This is a genomic window from Ruegeria arenilitoris (assembly GCF_013030985.1).
Lineage (GTDB): Bacteria > Pseudomonadota > Alphaproteobacteria > Rhodobacterales > Rhodobacteraceae > Ruegeria > Ruegeria arenilitoris_B.
This window is the reverse complement of record NZ_WPYP01000011.1, coordinates 112,330-124,991: the sequence shown is the minus strand read 5'-3', so window position 1 is coordinate 124,991 and position 12,662 is coordinate 112,330. Positions and strand designations below refer to the sequence as shown.

Annotated in this window: 13 protein-coding genes; 11 read left to right on the top strand and 2 right to left on the bottom strand. The window is 59.7% G+C overall.

Annotated elements, in window-relative coordinates; translation table 11 throughout:
• Positions 1–118 precede the first annotated feature (118 nt).
• The 4 genes from GOX88_RS19745 to GOX88_RS19730 all read left to right on the top strand — a co-directional run bounded on the left by GOX88_RS19745 (position 119) and on the right by GOX88_RS19730 (position 2,997).
• Positions 119–1,471, top strand: a complete 1,353-nt coding sequence (locus GOX88_RS19745) for a mechanosensitive ion channel family protein (protein WP_170405924.1) — start codon at positions 119–121, stop codon at positions 1,469–1,471.
• A 164-nt stretch (positions 1,472–1,635) separates the two neighbouring features.
• A complete protein-coding gene (gene rsfS, locus GOX88_RS19740; protein WP_058276550.1) occupies positions 1,636–1,995 on the top strand; it encodes a ribosome silencing factor in 360 nt (119 codons plus the stop codon).
• A gap of 44 nt (positions 1,996–2,039) precedes the next feature.
• Positions 2,040–2,510 (top strand): 23S rRNA (pseudouridine(1915)-N(3))-methyltransferase RlmH, encoded by a 471-nt coding sequence (gene rlmH / locus GOX88_RS19735; protein ID WP_170405921.1) that lies wholly within the window; start codon positions 2,040–2,042, stop codon positions 2,508–2,510.
• A 1-nt stretch (position 2,511) separates the two neighbouring features.
• Positions 2,512–2,997, top strand: coding sequence for a flavodoxin family protein (locus tag GOX88_RS19730; RefSeq protein ID WP_170405918.1), 486 nt, complete (start codon positions 2,512–2,514; stop codon positions 2,995–2,997).
• A 3-nt stretch (positions 2,998–3,000) separates the two neighbouring features.
• On the opposite strand, the gene GOX88_RS19725 is transcribed toward GOX88_RS19730, so the two are convergent.
• Entirely contained in the window at positions 3,001–3,348 is a 348-nt protein-coding gene (locus GOX88_RS19725; protein WP_170405914.1) for a hypothetical protein, read from the bottom strand.
• A 35-nt stretch (positions 3,349–3,383) separates the two neighbouring features.
• Positions 3,384–4,094, bottom strand: a complete 711-nt coding sequence (locus GOX88_RS19720) for a DUF599 domain-containing protein (protein ID WP_170405911.1) — start codon at positions 4,092–4,094, stop codon at positions 3,384–3,386.
• Between the two features lie 81 nt (positions 4,095–4,175).
• Between GOX88_RS19720 and GOX88_RS19715 the strand changes: the two genes are divergently transcribed.
• The 7 genes from GOX88_RS19715 to GOX88_RS19685 all read left to right on the top strand — a co-directional run bounded on the left by GOX88_RS19715 (position 4,176) and on the right by GOX88_RS19685 (position 12,661).
• Positions 4,176–5,624 (top strand): FAD-linked oxidase C-terminal domain-containing protein, encoded by a 1,449-nt coding sequence (locus tag GOX88_RS19715; protein ID WP_170405908.1) that lies wholly within the window; start codon positions 4,176–4,178, stop codon positions 5,622–5,624.
• A gap of 25 nt (positions 5,625–5,649) precedes the next feature.
• A complete protein-coding gene (locus tag GOX88_RS19710) occupies positions 5,650–6,750 on the top strand; it encodes an FAD-binding protein (RefSeq protein ID WP_170405904.1) in 1,101 nt (366 codons plus the stop codon).
• A gap of 4 nt (positions 6,751–6,754) precedes the next feature.
• A complete protein-coding gene (glcF, locus tag GOX88_RS19705; protein WP_170405902.1) occupies positions 6,755–8,071 on the top strand; it encodes a glycolate oxidase subunit GlcF in 1,317 nt (438 codons plus the stop codon).
• Between the two features lie 118 nt (positions 8,072–8,189).
• The gene (locus tag GOX88_RS19700; protein ID WP_254443368.1) at positions 8,190–8,981 is read left to right on the top strand and encodes a trypsin-like serine peptidase; all 792 of its coding nucleotides are present in this window, start codon (positions 8,190–8,192) and stop codon (positions 8,979–8,981) included.
• Complete coding sequence (locus GOX88_RS19695; RefSeq protein WP_170405899.1) at positions 8,978–9,793, top strand: trypsin-like serine peptidase; 816 nt, start codon at positions 8,978–8,980, stop codon at positions 9,791–9,793. The genes GOX88_RS19700 and GOX88_RS19695 overlap by 4 nt, the downstream gene beginning before the upstream one ends.
• Positions 9,794–9,915: 122 nt before the next feature.
• On the top strand, positions 9,916–10,383 hold the full coding sequence (locus GOX88_RS19690) for an Hsp20 family protein (protein ID WP_170405897.1): 468 nt from the start codon (positions 9,916–9,918) through the stop codon (positions 10,381–10,383).
• A 301-nt stretch (positions 10,384–10,684) separates the two neighbouring features.
• A complete protein-coding gene (locus GOX88_RS19685; RefSeq protein WP_170405894.1) occupies positions 10,685–12,661 on the top strand; it encodes a glycosyltransferase family 2 protein in 1,977 nt (658 codons plus the stop codon).
• Position 12,662 lies beyond the last annotated feature (1 nt).

Sequence of the window (12,662 nt, the reverse complement as noted above, 5' to 3'; positions counted from 1 at the left end):
GTCGGTGCAGGGGCCAAGGTGAGTCTCATGCGCACCAGATATATCGCGTCTGGCCGTCAATCAAGGTTCAATCCCCGATGGGCTTGCATCGCGCGGAAACGCTGTCCAAGCTGGGGCAATGAATCAGGATCTGATCCCCAGCTCGCTGTCGGACCTCTATGACAACATGGTCGCGGGCTTTTCCGTGCAAATCGAAAACCTTGTCGAGCTGGTCGTCACGCCGGGCTGGCGTCAGCACCAATTGGTTATCATTCTGGGCCTGTGGGCGCTGGCCTTTGTTCTGAAGCTGACGACACAAGGCCGGTGGGAGGCCTGGGCCCGTGCCCGCGAAGGTTGGCCGAAATGGCGATTGCGGATTCTGGTGCAACTGATGCAGCGCCTGACGCTGGTCTATTTCGTGCTGTTGTCCTGGGCGCTGTATCTGTTGATGCAGCAGATCACATGGCCCTCGCGCAGTTATATCATCGGTGTTGTGGCGACTTTGGCCCTGGCGTGGCTGGCCATTGCGCTGGTGGCGCGGCTGGTGCGCAACCGGACCCTGCGGCGCATCTTCAAATGGGCAATGTGGGTCTATGCAACGCTTGTGGCCCTGAATCTGACCGATGACGTGGCCGAGTTTCTGGACGGCGTGGCGATTTCCATTGGCGATCTGCACATCTCGGCGCTGGGGATTCTCAAGGCGATCTTGCTGATCGGTGTCCTGCTGACGCTGGCCCGTGTCGGCACCCGCGCCGCCGAACGGGGGTTGATGAGCAATGATGACATCACCCCGTCGATGCAGGTGCTGCTGGCCAAGGGCATTCAGGTGCTGCTGTATGGCGCGGTCTTTCTGGCGGCCATCCGCACGCTTGGGTTCGACCTGACCGGGATCGCGCTGCTGTCCGGTGCGATCGGTGTGGGGATTGGTTTCGGGCTGCAAAAGGTGGTATCGAACCTGATCTCGGGGATCATCATCCTGATGGACCGGTCGATCAAGCCGGGCGACGTGATCTCGTTGGGCGATACGTTCGGATGGATCAACGCGCTGGGCGCCCGCTATGTCTCGGTGGTCACGCGGGACGGGCGGGAGTACCTGATCCCGAACGAAGATCTGATCACCAATCAGGTGGTGAACTGGTCGCATTCGGACAAGTTCGTGCGGCTGGATCTGGAGTTCGGCACCAGCTATGACGACGACCCGCACAAGGTAAGGGCCACGGCGATCAAAGCGGTCAAATCCGTCACCCGTGTATTGAGCGGCGGTTCCCATGAGCCTGTCTGTCACATCACCGGCTTCGGCGACAGCAGTGTGGACTATGTGCTGCGTTTCTGGATCAGCGATCCGACCAAGGGGCTGACCAATATTCGGGGCAATGTCTATCTTGCACTATGGGACGCCTTTAAGGACGAAAGCATCTCGATCCCCTTCCCGCAGCGCGAAGTTCGGCTGTTGTCCGACAGCGCAGACGCGCAACAGGTCGCCAAAGAGTGACCGCCCGTGCGCCCCGCCCGGCGGCCTTTCATTGAAATGTTGCATTCCCCTTGTTACCTTATTAGTACCCCTGCGCCGGGGTTTGGCGGCGCGCAGCAAAGGAGGACTATGTCCTGTCTCTACATACCCAGGCGGGTTTGCCCGCCGATGACGGAGCCGGTGTAATGGCTCACTCTCAGTCAATCAGCGACAAGCTGCTTGAACGCATCCTTTCCTCACTTTCCGATGACAAGGCCGAAGACGTCGTGCAGATCAACCTGCAAGGCAAATCCTCGGTTGCGGATCACATGGTGATTGCCTCGGGTCGGTCGACCCGTCAGGTCTCGGCCATGGCGGAAAAGCTGACGGATCGCATCAAGCAGGAATTCGGTTTCACCTCGAAGGTCGAAGGCAAGGATGCCGGCGACTGGGTGCTGATCGATACGGGCGACGTTATCGTCCATATCTTCCGCCCCGAAGTGCGTGAATTCTACCAGCTGGAAAAGATGTGGCTGCCCCAGGGCGGCAGCGCCTCAGCCAACTGAGGCGCCATCCCGGTCTGCAATAACAGACCGGAGGCGAGAGAAATATGCGTATAAGCATTTGTGCGGTCGGGCGATTGCGTGCCGGACCGGAAAAGACCCTGCTTGACGATTACCTGACCCGATTTGACCGGACCGGCCGCAGTTTAGGCCTTGGTCCCGCGCGGGTGATCGAGGTCGAAGACAAGAAAAACGCCGGCATGGGGACCGAGGCCACGCTGTTGCGCAAGGCGCTGCCCAAAGGTGCCGTGATCTGCACGCTGGATGAGCGCGGGCGGGTCATGTCCTCGCCGGAATTCGCCAAGAAACTGGGTGGTTGGCGTGACGCCGGGCGGCAGGATTTGGCGCTGATCATTGGCGGCGCGGACGGAATAGACCCTAATCTGCGGGCCGAGGCCGATTTTTCCATCTCATTCGGGTCGATGGTCTGGCCCCATATGCTGGTCCGTGTGATGCTGGCCGAGCAACTCTATCGGGCCGCAACCATCCTGTCAGGCGGCCCCTATCACCGGGTCTGACATGGCGCAGCTTTTAATCGTTTACCATTCGCGCACCGGCGGTGCCCGACAGATGGCCGAAGCGGCGGCTGAGGCCGCACGGGATGAAGCCGAGACTATTCTGAAACCCGCCGATCAGGCCGGACCTGACGATCTGCTGCGCGCCGATGGCTATATCTTTTGCGCGCCCGAGAATCTTGCGGCGATTTCGGGTCTGATGAAAGAGTTTTTCGACCGCAGCTACTATCCGGTCCTGGGTCAGATCGAAGGGCGTCCTTACGCCCAGATGGTCTGTGCCGGATCTGATGGGGAAAACGCGGCCCGCCAGATGGCCCGGATTGCCACCGGCTGGCGGCTGAAAGAGGTGCAACCGCCCCTGATCATCTGCACCCACGCCCAATCGCCCAAGGCGATCCTGGCGGAAAAGACCATCCCTGATGATCAGCTGGAAAAATGTCGCGAAATCGGCGCCGCCTTGGCCGCAGGCCTGAGTCTGGGTGTTTTCTGACCCTCAGTTCAGATCAACAACCGTGGTGATTTCGTTCCAGCCATCCACATTGCACCGTGCCTGAACCTGCACTTGAGTAGCGCCCTCGGGAATCACGACACCACTGAGTGAACGGGTAAAGGGTTGCTCGGTCTCATGCGGGTGGTGCAGCACACGCATCCCCAGTTCGTTGCCGTCCATGTCCAGAACACGCCACCCGTCGGCGTAGTGATCCCAGCCGGTGTCCGGATGCCGGATCGTCACGTCGAATCGCCATGTATCGCCGTTCTGCCGGGTCGAGATATTCTCGATCACAGCAGGATCGGCAAAGGCGGGTGCGGCCAGAACGGCGCTGAGAATCAGGTATCGCATAAGGCGACCTTAAGGCGCGATGCGCGGCGACGTCATCACGACTCTGTGTTGGGCGGCAGGGTCAACAGCACCGACCGGGAATGGGATGCGAATTCGCGCCGATACAGAACGCCCAGTGTGATGACCGTCCCGAGTATCAGGGCAAGCGGCCCCAGTATCCACGCCAGCGAGGCCAGCGCAAAATAGGTGGCACGCAGGCCGCGATTGAAACTGCGCGCTGCGGTGACGCAAATCTCGGCCGCTTGCGCCGCGCGCGGATAGGCTTGCGGGTCGTCAGGATCGTTCGGGACGGCGGCCATCAGCACCGCGCAATAGCCGAACAGCCGATGCGCCCAGACATATTTCAGGAAGGCGTTGGCCAGGAACAGGATCACCACCAGAATCTTGATTTCCCACACCATCGCCGGGGCGCTGCCGATGGCCAGATCACTGGCGACGCCCGCCAACCGTTCGGTGTTGCCCAACAGTGCCAGCCCACCGCCGATGGCGATCATGGTGGTCGAGGCAAAGAACGTGCTGCCCTGCCGCATCGCCGCCACGACCTGTGCGTCGAACATCCGGGGTTGCCGCGTGACCATCTCGTGCATCCAGGCGCGCCGGAAGTCGTCCATCATCATCGCGACCGATTGCCGGTTTGGCGTGGGATGCTCGATCCGCCAGCCAATCCACTGCCACGCGCCCACCAACAGCAGCACGGCAGTATAATCCAGCGATGAGAATAATAGGGCGCGGTCGATCCATGTCATGTCGGCGACAGTAGGGCCAGAGATCAGAACTTGCCAGATAGGTAAATTGGTAATATTATTTTACCAAACGGAGGATCAGCAATGGAAATGCCCAGGCCAAACCCTGAAATCCTGGCGCGTAAACAGGCCGTATTATCGCGCCTGTTGCAGGTGTTGCCTGCGGATGCCGTGATCCATGACCCGGCTGAAACCCGCGCCTATGAATGTGACGCGCTGACCGCTTATCGTTGTCCGCCGATGCTGGCGGTGCTGCCGTCGGATACGCAAGAGGTCTCGGACGTGCTGCGCATCTGCCATGAGGAAGGCGTGCCGGTGGTGCCGCGCGGCTCGGGTACCTCGCTGGCGGGTGGGGCGCTGCCCACTGCGGATAGCGTCATTCTGGGCGTCGCCCGGATGAATGAGGTGCTGGAAACGGACTATGACAACCGTTTCATCCGGGTTCAAACCGGTCGCACCAACCTGAGCGTGACCGGCGCGGTCGAGGAAGAAGACTTTTTCTACGCGCCCGATCCGTCCTCGCAACTGGCCTGCGCGATTGCCGGCAATATCGCGATGAACTCGGGCGGGGCGCATTGCCTGAAATACGGCGTGACCACCAACAACCTGCTGGGCGTGAAAATGGTGATGATGGATGGCAGCGTGGTCGAGATCGGCGGCGCGCATCTGGACGCGGGCGGGCTGGACCTGCTGGGCGTCATCTGTGGGTCCGAAGGGCAGTTGGGCGTGGTGACCGAATCCACGCTGCGCATCCTGCGCAAACCCGAGGGCGCACGGCCGGTGCTGATGGGGTTCGATGATAATGAGGTCGCGGGCCAATGCGTGTCTGATATCATAAAGTCCGGTATTCTACCGGTGGCGATCGAGTTCATGGATACGCTCTGCATCAAGGCCTGCGAGAATTTTGCCCACGCGGGTTATCCGGATTGCCACGCGCTGCTGATTGTCGAGGTCGAAGGGTCGGAAGCCGAGATCGACGATCAGTTGTCGAAAATCATCGAGATCGCCAAACGCCACAACCCGGTAGAACTGCGCGAAAGCCAGTCGGCCGAGGAAAGCGCCAAGATCTGGCTGGGGCGCAAATCGGCCTTTGGTGCGATGGGTCAGATGAACGACTACATGTGTCTGGATGGAACAATCCCGGTGTCGTCGTTGCCCGAAGTTCTGCGCCGGATCGGTGAACTGAGCGCGGAATATGGCCTGCCCGTGGGCAACGTGTTCCATGCGGGTGACGGCAATATGCACCCGTTGATCCTGTTCGATGCCAACAAGCCCGGCGATCTGGAAAAATGCGAGGCGTTCGGGGCCGATATCCTGAAACTCTGCGTCGATGTCGGTGGTTGTTTGACCGGTGAGCATGGTGTGGGCATCGAAAAGCGAGACCTGATGTCCCATCAATACGCGCCTGCAGACCTTGAGGCGCAGATGGCCGTCAAGGATGTGTTCGATCCCAAATGGCTGCTGAACCCCGCCAAGGTGTTCCCTCTGGATGCGTCCGAATCCCGTCGGGAAGTGCGGGTGGCTGCGGAATAACAGGCTCTAACAAAGAAGTTTTGCGATGAAACCTGAGACAGAGGCCGAACTGGCCGAAATGGTGGCCGGGCTGACGGAGCCGGTTCGGATTGTCGGCGGCGGTACACGCGGGGTGGGCGGGCCGGAGGCGGTGCTTGAGACCGCGGGGCTGAGCGGGATTACCCTCTATGAGCCTGGCGCGCTGACGCTGGTGGCGCAAGCGGGCACGCCGGTGGCCGATATCGAGGCCGCTTTGGCGGCGGAAGGGCAGCAACTGGCCTTTGAGCCGATGGATCATCGCGGGCTGCTGGGCACCAGCGGGACGCCGACCATTGGCGGTGTTGTGGCCGCCAATATCTCGGGCCCGCGCCGTATTCAGGCCGGGGCGTGCCGCGATTTCCTGCTGGGCGTGCGTTATGTCGACGGCATGGGACAGGTGATCAAGAATGGCGGCCGGGTAATGAAGAACGTGACCGGCTACGATCTGGTCAAGCTGATGGCCGGGTCGTGGGGCACGCTTGGGGTTCTGACCGAGGTGTCGCTGAAGGTGCTGCCCAAGCCCGAGGCCGTTGCAACCAATGCCGTTCACGTCGCGAGTGCCGGGGATGCGATACAGGCCTTGTCTGCCGCGCTGAAATCCCCGTTCGAAGTCAGCGGGGCCGCCTATGATCCACAGAATGGGCAGGCGCTGTTGCGGGTTGAGGGGTTCTCGGACTCGGTGACCTACCGGACAGAACAGTTGAAATCCACGCTTTCGCTGATTGGCGAGATCACCGATATCCCGGACCCCACCGAACTGTGGCAGGGTCTGCGCGATGTCATGCCGTTTCACGGGCAGGAAGGCGATGTCTGGCGGATTTCGGTCAAACCAACTGATGCGCCAGATGTTGTGACCCGTCTTGAGGCGGATCAGATTCTGCTGGATTGGGGCGGTGGTCTGATCTGGGCACGCGTTCCCGAGGGCACCGATCTGCGTGCTCGGTTGGGCGCATTCGAAGGTCACGCGACGTTGGTGCGAGCAGACGCAAAAACTGCCGAGACCTTGGACCGGTTTCAACCTGAACCCACTGGCGTTCAGGCTCTAACACGGGGGTTACGAGCACGTTTCGATCCCCGCGGTGTGTTCAATCCCGGGCTGATGGGGTAAGCCGATGCAGACGACGTTCACCGACAAACAACTGCAAGACCCGGCAATCCAGCGCTCGAACGAGATATTGCGCAGCTGTGTGCATTGCGGGTTCTGCACCGCCACGTGTCCGACTTACCAAGTGTTGGGGGATGAACTCGACAGCCCGCGCGGGCGTATCTACCTGATCAAGGACATGTTGGAAAACGAGCGTGTGCCGGATGAAAAAACCGTCAAGCACGTCGACCGCTGCCTGTCCTGTCTGGCCTGCATGACGACCTGTCCTTCGGGCGTGCATTACATGCATCTGGTCGACCATGCGCGGGAATATATCGAGGCCAACTACAAACGCCCCCTGACGGATCGCGTCTTGCGCTGGGTGCTGGCGCAGATCCTGCCCTATCCGATGCGGTTCCGCTGGGCGCTGATCGGAGCCAAGCTGGGTCGCCCGTTTCGCTTCCTGATGCCGGATGCCCGGCTGCGGGCGATGCTGGACATGGCGCCGAAGCATATTCCTCCGGTCAGTCGCAATGACGACCCGCAGAGTTTTGCGCCGAAGGGGTCGCGTATCAAACGGGTGGTGCTGATGACGGGATGCGCGCAAAAGGCGCTGAACACCGATATCAACGACGCAACGATCCGCCTGCTGACGCGGCTGGGATGCGAGGTCGTGGTGGCCGAAGGCGCCGGGTGCTGCGGCGCGCTGACCCATCACATGGGCAAAGTGAAAGACAGCCACAAAGCGGCAAAAGCCAATATCAGAGCCTGGATAGCCGAGATGGATAATGGCGGTCTGGACGCCATCGTTATCAACACCTCGGGTTGCGGCACCACCGTCAAGGATTACGGGCATATGTTTCGCAATGATCCTCTGGCCGAGGACGCGGCGCAGGTGTCGCGCATTGCAATGGATATCAGCGAGCTTCTGGTGCAGTTGGACCTGCCCGAAGGCACCGACAAGGGCTTGACCGTCGCCTATCACGCAGCCTGTTCCCTGCAGCACGGGCAAAAGGTCAAGTCCCATCCCAAGGACCTGTTAAAAAGGGCCGGTTTTGCCGTGTTAGAGCCTGCAGACAGCCATCTGTGCTGTGGCAGCGCGGGAACGTATAACCTGATGCAGCCTGAAATTTCGGGCCAGTTAAAGCAGCGCAAGGTCAGAACGCTTGAGGCGAAAAATCCTGATGTGATCGCTGCTGGCAATATTGGCTGCATGATGCAGATCGGTTCGGGAACGGATGTTCCGGTTCTGCACACGGTCGAACTGTTGGACTGGGCCACCGGTGGTCCCGAACCGAGGACCCTGCAAGGTGACCGTGCACCTGAGGTTCCGATCCTCAGGTAGACGTCAATGATGCAGCGGTGCATCAGGTTCCGGGGGAAACCGCATCCGGCGTTGCCGCCCTATTTTCGCCCCACCGGGTCCGTAGGAAGGTAACCCAACAGCAACGCCGGAGAACCGCTTGCGAAACTGGATCAGGGCAATCGCGCTGGCATTGATGCCGATGGCCGCCATGGCGCAGGACAGCGGGCTGAAAAGCCTGGACACCACCGATGCCGGGCGGGCGTGGATGGCTGTGGGTCGGCTGGACATCAACGGTGCAGGATTCTGCACCGGAACGCTGATCTCACCAACTTTGGTTCTGACCGCCGCTCATTGCCTGTTTGACAAGGCGACGGGCCAGCGGGTCGATTTGTCCGAGGTCGAGTTTCTGGCCGCGTGGCGTCTGGGCCGGGCCTCGGCCTACCGAGCGGCGCGGCAGGCGGTGATTCATCCGGATTACCGCTACAGCCGCGAAACCCCGACGGCGCGGCTGGGCAATGACATCGCCCTGATCGAGCTGTGGCAACCAATACGCAATACCACCGTGATTCCCTTTGAAACCGGCGACAGGCCGCGCCGGGGGGCCGAGGTGGGGGTGGTTTCCTATGCGCGGGACCGGGCCGAGGCCCCGTCACTGCAAGAGGTCTGTTCGGTCATGACCCGTCAGTCCGAGGTTCTGGTGATGTCCTGCGATGTCGAGTTCGGCTCATCCGGTGCGCCGGTATTTTCCTTTGACGGCGACCGCCCGCGCATCGTGTCGGTAGTGGCCGCAAAGGCGGAGTTCAACGGCCAGCGGGTCGCGGTCGGCACAGCGGTCGAGGGGTCATTGCCCCTGTTGCAGGCCGAATTGTTGGCCGGTCGCGGATTTCTTGCCGCCACACCCAATGGGGGGCGCAACAGGAACATTGGCGCGAGGTTCATCAAACCATGACACGATTCCTGCTGGCGGCCTTTCTGGGTCTGTCGCTTTTTGCCACCATGTCCCATGCTCAAAGCAGCAAGCGTGAACTGACCGACCGCGAGGACCTGTTCGGCTGGGAAGCCATCGGTCGTCTGGACATTGGCAAGCGGGGCTTCTGCACGGGCACGCTGATTGCGCAGGATCTGGTTCTGACCGCTGCCCATTGCGCGATCGACAAGAAAACGGGCCAATCCTATGCCCCGGGCGAGGTGACCTTTCGGGCCGGGCTGAGCTATGGCAAATCGCTGGCCGACCGCAAAGTTGTCCAGATCGCGGTGCATCCGGATTACCTCAAACACCCCGAGCTTTCAGCCGCGTCCGTTCGGGCAGATGTTGCCCTGATGCGGTTGGAACAGCCCATTCCTTATTCCGTCGCTGACCCCTTTGTGCTGTTCAACGGCGGCGTGGCAGGAAAAGAGGTCAGCCTTGCCTCATACGGGCGCGGCCGGTCCGAGGCGATCACCCGCGAGCGGTCCTGCCGTATTCTGCAACGGCGGCAGGGTCTGATCACCTTCAACTGCGACATTACCTTTGGCTCGTCCGGTTCGGCGCTGCTGGCCCAGAACGGCCCGCGCTGGCAGATCCTGTCGGTCGTTTCCGCAGTCGGAACCGACGGGCGGCAAAAGGTCGGGTTCGGAATGGAACTGGTTGGAATCATTTCGGAACTCAAAGCCGATCTGCGCCGCGATGCACCCAAACCCAAGGCCGCGATCCGGCGGTTGCAGGTGGGGTCCGGCAAGTCCAGTTCGGGTGCGAAATTCATCTCGTCCGACGGGTCTTGAACTCGGTCAAAATGCTCCCCATGTGAACTGTACCGGGTCGCCGCAAACGGGGCCCGGCATTCTGAACCGCCCGTCCGAACGGAGGGCAAAACACAGATCGCTCAGACATGAGGATATGACACATGCGTACGTTTGATTTTGCACCGCTGCACCGCGCCACCATTGGGTTCGACCAGATCGCCGACATGATGGACCGCGTCCTGACCAATGACGTGGCTCAGCCCAGCTATCCGCCTTACAACATCGAAAAAACCGATGCCGACACCTATCGCATCTCGGTCGCTGTCGCCGGTTTTTCGGAAGATGACCTGTCGGTCGAAATGAAGGAAAACGCGCTGATCGTCGCCGGCAAGAAAGCCGCCGAGGACAAAGAACGCAGCTACCTGCACCGTGGCATCGCCACCCGCGCGTTCGAGCGCCGCTTTGCGCTGGCCGATCACGTGCGCGTCACCGGCGCGAGCCATGAGAACGGCATGCTGAACATCGACCTGAAGCGCGAAGTGCCCGAGGCCCTGAAACCGCGCCGGATCGAGATTTCTTCGGCCAAGGCCATCGAAAAGGACGTGGTCGACGCCAAGGCCGTGAACTGAGGCCGTTGACCCCAAAGCGACAGTCCCGCCTCTCTGGACTGTCGCAGACTGCACGCCCCGCGCACCTCCAGGCGCGGGGCGTTGTTTTTTCAGGGATGAAAATGTCTGCGTTTGCAATGGACAGATGCAAACAACCCGTCTGGCGATTGAACTCATCCCCCGAGTTCCGCGAGCACTACGGTATTTCATAGCGGCGACTGGGCTGTTAGTACGTGACAACCCGGTGAAGCCCGCATGTTTTGGTTCAATGTACATGATCGCGGCTGGGGTCGGTTGGGCAGGCAAGAGAATACTTTTCAAGATGGCGAACATACTGTTTTCGGCGATGAAGAACGAAGCCCCCTTTCTGTTGGAATGGGTCGCCTACCACAAAGCGATTGGGTTCGATCAAATTGTTGTCGTTTCGAATGATTCTGTTGACGCCACGGACGATCTGCTGCGGGCTCTTTCCGAACGGGGCGAAGTCAAGGCCATTCGCCAGGACGTACCGACTGACCGCTCTGCGCAAGAAAATGCCACCCGGTTAGTAGCGGAAATGGGAATTCTAAAGGAAGGCGACTGGGGTATTTTTCTGGATGCCGACGAGTTTCTGAACATTCATATCGGCAGCGGCACCGTCGGAGATCTAGCGCATCACCTCAGTTCGCAGGACCGTATCGGGATGCTGATTAATTGGCGTGTCTTTGGAGATTCCGGAAACCTTGTCTTTAACGGCCGGTATATTTCCGGCGACTACACGCATTGTGACGCAGGCCTGGAAAGGACGCAATTCAAGACGTTTTTCCAAAAGAACAAAGAGACTGGAGGATTTTCCCAGTTCCTGCACCTCTGTGATCTTGAACCGGCCGCCTCTCGGCTGGATCGGTTTTCGACCCCGACAGGCGAGGCCCTGTCTCTGGACGATGCCAACGTGAACGACCGCCAAAGGAACTGGCTCAAACGCTGGGTTCAAACCGGGCAGAGCCCGATGGGGAGCTTTTTCGGTCGGGTCGACAGATATGAAATCGCGCAGATCAATCATTATATGGTGCGGGACCCGCATTCGTTCAGCCTCAAGGCAAAAAGGGGTCGTGGATACAAAAAGTCGAGTGATCGACACACGCAGAACTTCTACAAAAAATGGAACCTTAATGAGGCCAAGGATACGTCCATCCTCAGGTGGGAAGAGCAGACCGGTCAAGAAATGGACCGGCTCACGAAAGCCTGCGGCTTGCGCGAACTGCGTGCGCGGATCAGAGCAGATTATCTGAGCGTGTGGCAGCCTCCGGACCAACAAAAGCCGATACATTATTCACGGGATGCGCTGAGGATCATTCGCGACAATGGCCTGCACGGTGTGGATCTGGATCCTCCGCCCGGTTTTCAACGAGGGATTGATGTCATTGGCGAATCCCTACCGGTTGCCTTGGCGCAGTCCATTCGAAAATACCTTCGGTTTCACAAACGGTTGCCGAACCTGATTGCGCCGACGACCTTCACCGAAAAGCAGGTTCTGTTCAAGTTCTTCGGCCCGATACCCGAGCCAAGCCCGTCTGACAAATTGCGAAGTGCCGGATATCTGCCGCGAGATTTGCGGGAAAAGGTAACCATACCGCAAAGGCCATGGATTTCAGATCGACCGGGTTTACCCGCGGATGACGAACTTCCTGATGGCGTTTATTTCTTTAAATCGAACCACAGTTCCGGAACGAATATGCCGGTCGCTTTGCCGGCATCCGATCAATTGCGTGATGAGGCCGCAGAAATCTCGACTGAGTGGCTGACAAAGGTGCATGATGAAGTGCGCTCGCTCTGGTGGTATGAAGCCATGCCGCGCAACATCTACTTAGAAGAAGATCTGAGCCTTGAGGGCGGCGACGCACCGGACTGGAAATTCTTCGTGGCCAACGGTCGGGTTGCGCTGTTTCAGGTCGACACAGGCCGCCATACCCATCACATCCAGACAATCTATGATCGTGACGGCAATTTCATCGAGAAGGAATTGTATTTCAGATCCGGTGATCCGGTTTCCATTCCGGATTGCCTGCCGACAATGATTCAGGTCGCGGAAGGGATCGGACGGAATTTTGACTTCATTCGCGTCGACATGTTCCTGAGAGTGAATCAGATTTATCTGGGTGAGATTACGCTGGTGCCAAACGGTGCAACCAACAAGATTCGCAGCGACGAGATTGACGCGCTGCTTGGCGCAGCCTGGCAGTGCCCCTGGATGGGTCGCGTCGATCCTGATTGGTCCAACAGTCACTATTCCGACGTGCGATACGAGCCTTGGGACTGAA

What these genes read in the sequence shown, in the direction of transcription:
- GOX88_RS19745 (WP_170405924.1), top strand. Translation starts at nt 119, where the DNA reads ATGAATCAGGATCTGATCCCCAGCTCGCTGTCGGACCTCTATGACAAC.
- rsfS (WP_058276550.1), top strand. Translation starts at nt 1,636, where the DNA reads ATGGCTCACTCTCAGTCAATCAGCGACAAGCTGCTTGAACGCATCCTT.
- rlmH (WP_170405921.1), top strand. Translation starts at nt 2,040, where the DNA reads ATGCGTATAAGCATTTGTGCGGTCGGGCGATTGCGTGCCGGACCGGAA.
- GOX88_RS19730 (WP_170405918.1), top strand. Translation starts at nt 2,512, where the DNA reads ATGGCGCAGCTTTTAATCGTTTACCATTCGCGCACCGGCGGTGCCCGA.
- GOX88_RS19725 (WP_170405914.1), bottom strand. Translation starts at nt 3,348, where the DNA reads ATGCGATACCTGATTCTCAGCGCCGTTCTGGCCGCACCCGCCTTTGCC.
- GOX88_RS19720 (WP_170405911.1), bottom strand. Translation starts at nt 4,094, where the DNA reads ATGACATGGATCGACCGCGCCCTATTATTCTCATCGCTGGATTATACT.
- GOX88_RS19715 (WP_170405908.1), top strand. Translation starts at nt 4,176, where the DNA reads ATGGAAATGCCCAGGCCAAACCCTGAAATCCTGGCGCGTAAACAGGCC.
- GOX88_RS19710 (WP_170405904.1), top strand. Translation starts at nt 5,650, where the DNA reads ATGAAACCTGAGACAGAGGCCGAACTGGCCGAAATGGTGGCCGGGCTG.
- glcF (WP_170405902.1), top strand. Translation starts at nt 6,755, where the DNA reads ATGCAGACGACGTTCACCGACAAACAACTGCAAGACCCGGCAATCCAG.
- GOX88_RS19695 (WP_170405899.1), top strand. Translation starts at nt 8,978, where the DNA reads ATGACACGATTCCTGCTGGCGGCCTTTCTGGGTCTGTCGCTTTTTGCC.
- GOX88_RS19690 (WP_170405897.1), top strand. Translation starts at nt 9,916, where the DNA reads ATGCGTACGTTTGATTTTGCACCGCTGCACCGCGCCACCATTGGGTTC.
- GOX88_RS19685 (WP_170405894.1), top strand. Translation starts at nt 10,685, where the DNA reads ATGGCGAACATACTGTTTTCGGCGATGAAGAACGAAGCCCCCTTTCTG.